7 protein-coding genes and 1 other annotated feature are annotated in these 7,446 nt (G+C 59.2%); all 7 genes read right to left on the bottom strand.

All coding sequences use genetic code 11. The features are described from left to right. Window positions 1-227: 227 nt before the first annotated feature. The gene (asd, locus tag DTF_RS0109125; protein WP_027715077.1) at window positions 228-1,325 is read right to left on the bottom strand and encodes an aspartate-semialdehyde dehydrogenase; all 1,098 of its coding nucleotides are present in this window, start codon (window positions 1,323-1,325) and stop codon (window positions 228-230) included. 64 nt (window positions 1,326-1,389) lie between these two features. Then, window positions 1,390-2,478 carry a 3-isopropylmalate dehydrogenase gene (leuB, locus tag DTF_RS0109120; RefSeq protein ID WP_027715076.1) on the bottom strand — a complete coding sequence of 363 codons (1,089 nt, stop codon included), beginning with the start codon at window positions 2,476-2,478 and terminating at the stop codon, window positions 1,390-1,392. A gap of 231 nt (window positions 2,479-2,709) precedes the next feature. Continuing rightward, complete coding sequence (locus DTF_RS0109115; protein ID WP_155890768.1) at window positions 2,710-2,907, bottom strand: hypothetical protein; 198 nt, start codon at window positions 2,905-2,907, stop codon at window positions 2,710-2,712. A gap of 159 nt (window positions 2,908-3,066) precedes the next feature. After that, on the bottom strand, window positions 3,067-3,597 hold the full coding sequence (locus tag DTF_RS0109105; RefSeq protein WP_027715074.1) for a 3-isopropylmalate dehydratase small subunit 2: 531 nt from the start codon (window positions 3,595-3,597) through the stop codon (window positions 3,067-3,069). A gap of 124 nt (window positions 3,598-3,721) precedes the next feature. After that, entirely contained in the window at window positions 3,722-5,002 is a 1,281-nt protein-coding gene (locus tag DTF_RS0109100) for a 3-isopropylmalate dehydratase large subunit (protein WP_027715073.1), read from the bottom strand. 98 nt (window positions 5,003-5,100) lie between these two features. Beyond that, window positions 5,101-6,639, bottom strand: a complete 1,539-nt coding sequence (locus DTF_RS0109095; RefSeq protein ID WP_027715072.1) for a 2-isopropylmalate synthase — start codon at window positions 6,637-6,639, stop codon at window positions 5,101-5,103. A gap of 106 nt (window positions 6,640-6,745) precedes the next feature. Further along, window positions 6,746-6,990 (bottom strand) — a binding site (T-box leader). A gap of 119 nt (window positions 6,991-7,109) precedes the next feature. Then, a partial coding sequence (locus DTF_RS27155) for a phosphatidylcholine/phosphatidylserine synthase (RefSeq protein WP_369798559.1) occupies window positions 7,110-7,446 on the bottom strand: 337 nt, incomplete at its 5' end.

The raw sequence follows: 7,446 nt of genomic DNA, 5'->3' as shown, positions 1-7,446 counted from the left end.
GTCTGCCCCAGGGCGAACACAGGGGTTCGCCCCTACCTCACCGCAAGAATGCGCAGCATGCGGCGCAGAGGCTCGGCGACTGCGACGTTCCACAATTTGCTCATGATCGACCCCGTTGTAAATAGGTGTAGGGGCGATTCATGAATCGCCCCTACGTTCCCTTGCGTTGATCATTTGGTAAGGACAGACCTGTGTGTCTGCCCCAGGGCGAACACAGGGGTTCGCCCCTACCTCACCGCAAGAATGCGCAGCATGCGGCGCAGAGGCTCGGCGGCCCCCCACAGGAGCTGATCGCCGCAGGTGAAGGCAGAAAGATACTGCGGCCCCATCTTCATCTTGCGCACCCGGCCGACGGGGACGGTCAGGGTCCCGGAGACGGCGGCGGGAGTGAGCCGGGCCAGGGAGTCGGCCTTGGTGTTGGGGACGAGCTTGACCCACTCGTTGTCGTTGGCGATCAGGTTCTCGATCTCGTCGATCGGCACGTCCTTCTTCAGCTTGACGGTCATCGCCTGGCTGTGGCAGCGCATGGCGCCGACGCGCACGCAGATACCGTCCACGGGGATCGGACTCTCGGTGCCGAGGATCTTGTTGGTCTCGGCATACCCCTTCCACTCCTCGCGGCTCTGTCCGTCCTCGACCTCGCGGTCGATCCAGGGAAGGAGGCTGCCGGCGAGGGGGAACCCGAATTCCTTCTTCGGCATCCCCTCCCCCCGCAGGGTGGCGGTGACCTCGCGGTCGATGTCCAGGATCGCCGAGGCCGGATTCTTCAGCAGGTCGGCGACCGAATCGTGGAGGACGCCCATCTGGGCGAAGAGCTCGCGCATGTTGGGGGCGCCGGCTCCGGAGGCGGCCTGGTAGGTCATGGAGGAGAGCCACTCGACCAGTCCGGCGCGGAAGAGTCCGCCCAGGGCCATCAGCATGAGACTCACCGTGCAGTTGCCGCCGATGAAGTCCTTCTGTCCCCGGGCCAAGGCCCCGTCGATGACGCTCCTGTTGACGGGATCGAGAATGATGACCGCATCCTTCTCCATGCGCAGGGAGCTGGCGGCGTCGATCCAGTAGCCCTGCCAACCGGCGTGGCGCAGAGCGGGGTGCATCTCCTTGGTGTAATCCCCCCCCTGGCAGGTGATTATGACGTCAAGCTTTTTGAGCTCCGCCACGTCCCCGGCATTCTTCAGGGTCCCGGCATTCATGGGGGCAGGCGCCCCGGACTGGGAGGTCGAAAAGAAGACCGGCTCGATGCCCTCGAAATCGTTTTCCTCCTGCATCCGCTGCAGAAGGACCGAACCGACCATGCCGCGCCAACCGATGAGACCGACTTTCATACGCATTGTTCCTTTTCAGGTGCGATTTAGTAGAGGCGGGCCCTGTGCCCGCCCGATGATTCCATTACAGCGCCGCGACGATCGCGTCGCCCATTCCTTTGGTGTCGACCAGCTTCTCGCCTTCCTTCTTCTGATAGATGTCCCGCGTGCGGCAGCCCTGGTCGAGGACCTTCGCCACGGCGTCGTCGATGGCGTCGGCCGCCTCGACCATGCCGAAGGAGTACCGCAGCATCATCCCGGCGGAGAGGATCTGGGCGATGGGATTGGCGATCCCCTGCCCGGCGATATCGGGCGCGCTTCCGCCGGAAGGCTCGTACATGCCGAAGCTCCCTTCGGCCAGGGAGGCGCTGGGGAGCATTCCCAGAGAGCCGGTCAGCATCGCCGCCTCGTCGGAGAGGATGTCGCCGAACATGTTCTCGCAGAGGATGACGTCGAACTGCTTCGGCCAGCGCACCAGCTGCATGGCGGCGTTGTCGACGTACATGTGCGAAAGCTCCACGTCCGGATACTCCTTGCCGATGCCGACGACGATCTCCCTCCAGAGGACGGAGGTGGAGAGGACGTTGGCCTTGTCGATGGAGCAGACCTTCTTCCCCCGCTTCTGCGCCGCCTGGAAGGCGACGTGGGCGATCCGCTCGATCTCCGGTACGCTGTAGCGCATGGTATCGACCCCGACGCGGTTGCGCCCTTCCCCCTCGATCCCCTTGGGCTGGGAGAAATAGATGCCCCCGGTGAGCTCGCGCACGACCAGGACGTTGAAGCCGCCGGCGATGACTTCCTCCTTGAGAGAGGAGGCGCCGGTCAGGGAGGGGAAGATTATGGCTGGGCGCAGGTTGGCGTAGAGGCCGAATATCTTCCGAAGGGGCAGCAGCGCTCCGCGCTCGGGCTGCTCGTCCGGCGGGAGGCTCTCCCATTTGGGGCCGCCGACGCTGCCGAAGAGGATGGCGTCGGAGGCTTTGCAGATATCAATGGTGGTCTGGGGAAGGGCCTTCCCTTCCTTGTCGATGCCGGCGCCGCCCACGTTGGCAAAAGTCCGCTCGAACTTGACGTCGTATTTCTTTTCCACCGCGTCGAGAACCTTGAGCGCCTCGGCCATGACCTCGGGGCCGATGCCGTCACCGGGGAGGACCGCTATCCTGTACTGCTGTGCCATATTTCCTCATCTCCTTTTCACTGTAATTGAATGTACTGCACAAGGGGGTTAAAAGTTGGGAAAATCAACGTGTTCCAAACGGCTGTCACTATAGGAAGGGCGCCAATGTTTGTCAAATCATTTTTGCGTCCGGAGGGCCCGAAACACAAAAGGTGAGCCATTTCGGGCTCACCTTTTGTGCCAACAAAGACACACCCTTTCGGGGAAATTTGTCGAATCGATAAATCCTGCTCAGGACCAGCGGGATTCATCCCTCGGGAAGCCTTTTTCCACTTCCCGCCCAGCCAGCTCCTCCATCCGCTTGGCCGCGTTGAAACTGTGCTCAGCGCTCTCCAGGATTTCGAACTGCTGCTGCGAGGACAGGCCCCGGTAGTATTTCACCAATTCCATTTCGTCCCGGCTCAAAAGACCCTTCGGCATCTCTCCCATGATCACCTCCAAACTCCTAGACTGAAAGATACGATTAAGTTCCATTTTAACCGGTATTTGATATTTTTCAGGAACCTGGAAAATATTTCCTGGATTCTAAAATGCGGAAGGCCGGGAAAAATCACCCGGCCTTCCATATTTTAATTTTGCTCCTTCTGCTCAGTACCGCGCGTCGGCGAATTCCACCCAGCCGCCGGCCTGGATCAGCGCCTTGTCGAAGGGGCTGATGTCGAAGGAGAAGCTCTCCACCTTTCCTCCCGAGCGGGCGGTCACCTTCTGTCCTTCGAGGTCCACCGCAATCTCCACCGCGCCGGCTGCGTCAAGGGCGAAGAGGCGGTCGAGGTCGGCCCTGGGGAGCTCGATGGCCAGCATGCCGCCGTTGAACATGTTCTGGCGGAAAATGCGGGCGTAGCTCTCGGCGATGATGGTATGGATGCCGTTCACCTCAAAGACCCAGGGAGCATGCTCCCGCGAGGAGCCGCAGCCGAAGTTCTGCCGGGAGACGACCACCCGGGCGCTGTGGAGCTTATCCCCCCTGGGATCAAACCCTTCCAGCTTGAGATCCTCAAGGCAGTAAGGCTTGAGCGCTTCCTTGGTGACCTCGGTGAGGTATTTGGCGGGGATGATTTCATCGGTATTGATATCGGACCGGTCCAGAAAGATGGCCGGCCCGCCGAAGGTCTTTTTCATGGCGATAAACTCCTTTAGGCATTAACCACAGAGGCACGGAGGCACAGAGAAAACCAGAATCAATGTTTCCAGGTCCATGTCTTTGATTCCTCCGTGTCTCTGTGTCTCTGTGGTAAAAAGGTTTTTAAATCTTACGCGCGTCAGTGATCACCCCGGTGATCGCGGTGGCGGCGGCGGTGGCGGGACTCATCAGGTGGACCATCCCCCCCTTCCCCATCCTGCCGTTGAAGTTGCGGTTGCTTGTCGAGGCACAGACCTCGCCTTCAGCCAGCACTCCGTTGCTCATCCCCAGACAGGCGCCGCAAGTGGGATTGGTGACGCAGAAGCCGGCGTCCATGAAAACCTGGATGATCCCCTCGGCCAGGGCTTCGTTGAAGATCTTCGGTGTTGCCGGAGAAACGATCCCCCGAACGCTGTCCGCAATCTTCCTGCCCTTGAGAACTCCGGCCGCCTGGCGCAGATCCTCAATGCGGCCGTTCGTGCAGGTGCCGATGTAGATCTGATCGACCCTGGCCCCGGCCATCTCGCCGACGGGCTTGACGCAGTCGGGCTTGAAATCGTAGGTGACCTGCGGCTCGAGGCTGGAGACATCGAAATCCAGCACCTTGTCGTAGCGGGCGTCCTCATCGGAATGCCATCTCCGGAAATCGGCCAGGGCGGCCTCCCGACTTGCATAGTCGTCCTGGATGAAAGGCCAGAGGTAATCGACCGTGGTCATGTCGGGGAGGCAGATACCGCAGGTCCCGCCAGCCTCGATGGCCATGTTGCACAGGGTCATGCGCGCATCCATGCTCATGTCGTCGACGATCGGGCCTCGAAACTCAAGAACCCGGTCGGTGGCACCGTTGACCCCGAGCTGGCCGATGACATAGAGGATGACGTCCTTGGAATAAACTCCGGGGGGGAGTTCGCCTGTCAGGTTCACGCGTATGGAGGCCGGTTCGCGAAAGGCGCAGACCCCCTTGAGAATGCCGACTTCCAGGTCGGTGGTCCCCACCCCGGCGGCGAAAGCTCCGAAAGCACCATGGGTGCAGGTGTGGCTGTCCCCCATGATGACGGTATAACCGGGCCGGATATATCCCTTTTCCGGGAAAAGGGCATGGCAGACTCCGTTGCGCCCGACATCGAAGAAGTCCTTTATTTCATGCCGCCTCGCCCAGTCGCGCAGGATCTTGGCCTGCAGGGCTGTCTTGCTGTCCTTGGCCGGGGTGACGTGGTCGATCACCGCCTTTATTTTTGTGTTGTCGAAAACCCGGTCTTTACCCCGCCACTCGAGATCGGCAATGGCGACAGGAGTCGTGATTTCGTGACAGAGAACCCGATCCAGATCGAGGACCCTGGTCCCCGGGAAGGGTTCATCCCGCAGATGGGCGTCGAAGATTTTTTCCGCTATGGTCTTTCCCATGATCTCTCCTTGTAAATCTAAGTACCAGTTATCAGTTGGCAGCTATCAGCTATCAGTGCTTTTTCTGAAAGCTGATAGCTGACAGCTGATGTCTGTTCTTAAAGATGAACGGTGGTGCGCTTGGCCACCGAGGCTGCTTTGTTGAGAGCATTGATGTAGGCTTTGGCGCTGGCGACGATGATATCGGAGTGAGCCCCCTGCCCCAGAACCTCGCGGCCGCCCTCTTCCAGACGCACGGTGCATTCACCCAGGGCATCGGTGCCGCCGGTGATCGCGCCGACGGAAAAGTGCAGCAGCCGAGCCTTGCTCCGGGTCAGCTTCTTGATCGCCTTGAACGTGGCATCGACGGGGCCGTCGCCCATGATCGCGGTCTTCTTCCTTTTTCCGTCGACTTCCATTTCCACGGTCGCGGTGGGTGCGGCGAAGGAACCGGAGGAAACATTCATCTGCAGCAGCTTGAATGTTTCGGGCACGCGGATGATTTCGTCTGCAACGATGGCATCGAGATCTTCGTCGAAGATTTCCTTCTTCTGATCGGCAAGGGATTTGAAGCGCAGGAAGGCCCGCTCGATATCTTCCTTGGTGAGCTCATAGCCGAGTTCGTTCAACCGCTGGACAAAGGCGTGTCTCCCGGAATGCTTGCCGAGTACCAGCTTGTTCTGGGTGAGTCCGATCGATTCGGGCGTCATGATCTCGTAAGTCGATTTCTCCATCATGACCCCGTGCTGATGAATCCCGGCCTCATGGGCGAAGGCATTCGCCCCGACGATGGCCTTATTGGGCTGAACCACGATTCCTGTAATTGTGGAAAGGAGCTTGCTGGCAGCGTAGATATGCTCCGTATGCACGTTGGTGGAAAAGGGGAGGATGTCGTGACGGGTGCGCAATGCCATCACCACCTCCTCCAGGGAGCAGTTGCCGGCGCGCTCGCCGATGCCGTTGATGGTGCACTCGACCTGCGCGGCCCCGGCCTGGACCGCCGCCAGCGAGTTCGCCACCGCCAGGCCGAGATCGTTGTGACAGTGAACGGAGATGCTGGCCCTCTCGATGTTGGGCACATTGTCCTTCAGGTATCTGATGATGTTGAAATATTCGGAAGGGATGGTGTAACCGACCGTGTCGGGGATATTGACCGTGGTGGCCCCGGCGTCGATGACTTCTTTAATCACCCGGGCCAGGAAGGGCAGCCTGGTGCGCACGGCATCCTCGGCGGAAAACTCGACGTTGGGCGTATAGCCGGCCGCTCGCCGCACCGCATTGACAGCGGTCTCTACCACCTGGTCTTCGCTCATTTTGAGCTTGTACTGCATGTGAATGTCGCTGGTGGCGATGAAGGTGTGAATGCGGCCGCGCTCTCCGGCATATTTAAGAGCCTCCCAGGCGCGGTCGATATCCATGTCGTTGGCCCGGCAGAGTCCGCCGATCTGGGGCCCCCTGATCACCTGGGCGACTTTCCGAACCGCTTCGAAGTCTCCTTCGGAGGCGATGGGGAAACCGGCCTCGATGACGTCCACATTGAGTTTTTCCAGTTGATGGGCGATGCGCAGCTTTTCCTCCATGTTCATGCTGGCGCCGGGGGACTGTTCCCCATCCCTCAATGTGGTATCGAAAATCGTGATCGTCTTTGTCTCGCTCATATGATCTCCTTGTCAATTCTCCGCTCCGGCGATTTCTTCACCCTGTGGGAGAGCCCATTCAAACGCTTTTTCCGTGAACTGAAAAAATAAAAAAGCTTCCACCCCGTACAGGGGCGAAAGCTCTCGCTTCGCGGTACCACCCTGGTTCGTCCACCACCGCGGCTGTCGCTTCGGCGGACCTTGATCGGCCATTTACGCAGGCTCACGACGAAGACTACTGATACCGCTTTCCGGTAGAGAGTTCATCTTCGCGGCTCCGAGGCGAGTTCGACACGTCCTGTACCGGCTCGCACCAACCGCCGGCTCTCTGAAACAGGGGAAGAGTCTACTACTCCTCTTCATTGCCTTTTAAATTGTTGATGTTAATAGAACAGGAATTCCAGTGCGGTGTCAAGAATTTTGCTGTTCCGAATTTGCATGTGGGGGATTTTTTCCGCAAAGTCATACCTTGTTTGGCCCGATGGAAATCTTCAGACGGCCTTTTTCGGACGCCGGACCAGCCGCACTACAGAGGCCAGGGGACCGGAGGCCATGTAGACGAAAAAGAGCAGAAAAAGAGCAATCTCCGGCTGAGCCACGATAATGATGATAAAGAATATGGCAAGCACCAGGAAGCTGAAGGGCTGGCGCTTGACCAGTTCGGGGTCCTTGAAAGAATAGTAGCGGAAATTGCTGACCATTAAAAAGGCGAGCACATAGATCAGAATCAGAATCGAAGCCTTCTTGATGGTGCCGGTATCACCAAGATAATGAAAAAGGAGGACGCAGGTGGAAACCATGCTGGCGGCCGCCGGAATGGGCAGCCCG

Source organism: Desulfuromonas sp. TF, assembly GCF_000472285.1.
Classification (GTDB): Bacteria; Desulfobacterota; Desulfuromonadia; order Desulfuromonadales; family ATBO01; genus ATBO01.
The sequence above is the reverse complement of the archived record's forward strand: the minus strand, read 5'-3'. Positions and strand labels throughout refer to the sequence as shown.

Excerpts from the sequence above, each read along its gene's own strand:
- DTF_RS0109100 (WP_027715073.1), bottom strand. The coding sequence starts at position 5,002 with ATGGGAAAGACCATAGCGGAAAAAATCTTCGACGCCCATCTGCGGGAT.
- DTF_RS0109105 (WP_027715074.1), bottom strand. The coding sequence starts at position 3,597 with ATGAAAAAGACCTTCGGCGGGCCGGCCATCTTTCTGGACCGGTCCGAT.
- DTF_RS0109095 (WP_027715072.1), bottom strand. The coding sequence starts at position 6,639 with ATGAGCGAGACAAAGACGATCACGATTTTCGATACCACATTGAGGGAT.
- DTF_RS0109115 (WP_155890768.1), bottom strand. The coding sequence starts at position 2,907 with ATGGGAGAGATGCCGAAGGGTCTTTTGAGCCGGGACGAAATGGAATTG.
- leuB (WP_027715076.1), bottom strand. The coding sequence starts at position 2,478 with ATGGCACAGCAGTACAGGATAGCGGTCCTCCCCGGTGACGGCATCGGC.
- asd (WP_027715077.1), bottom strand. The coding sequence starts at position 1,325 with ATGAAAGTCGGTCTCATCGGTTGGCGCGGCATGGTCGGTTCGGTCCTT.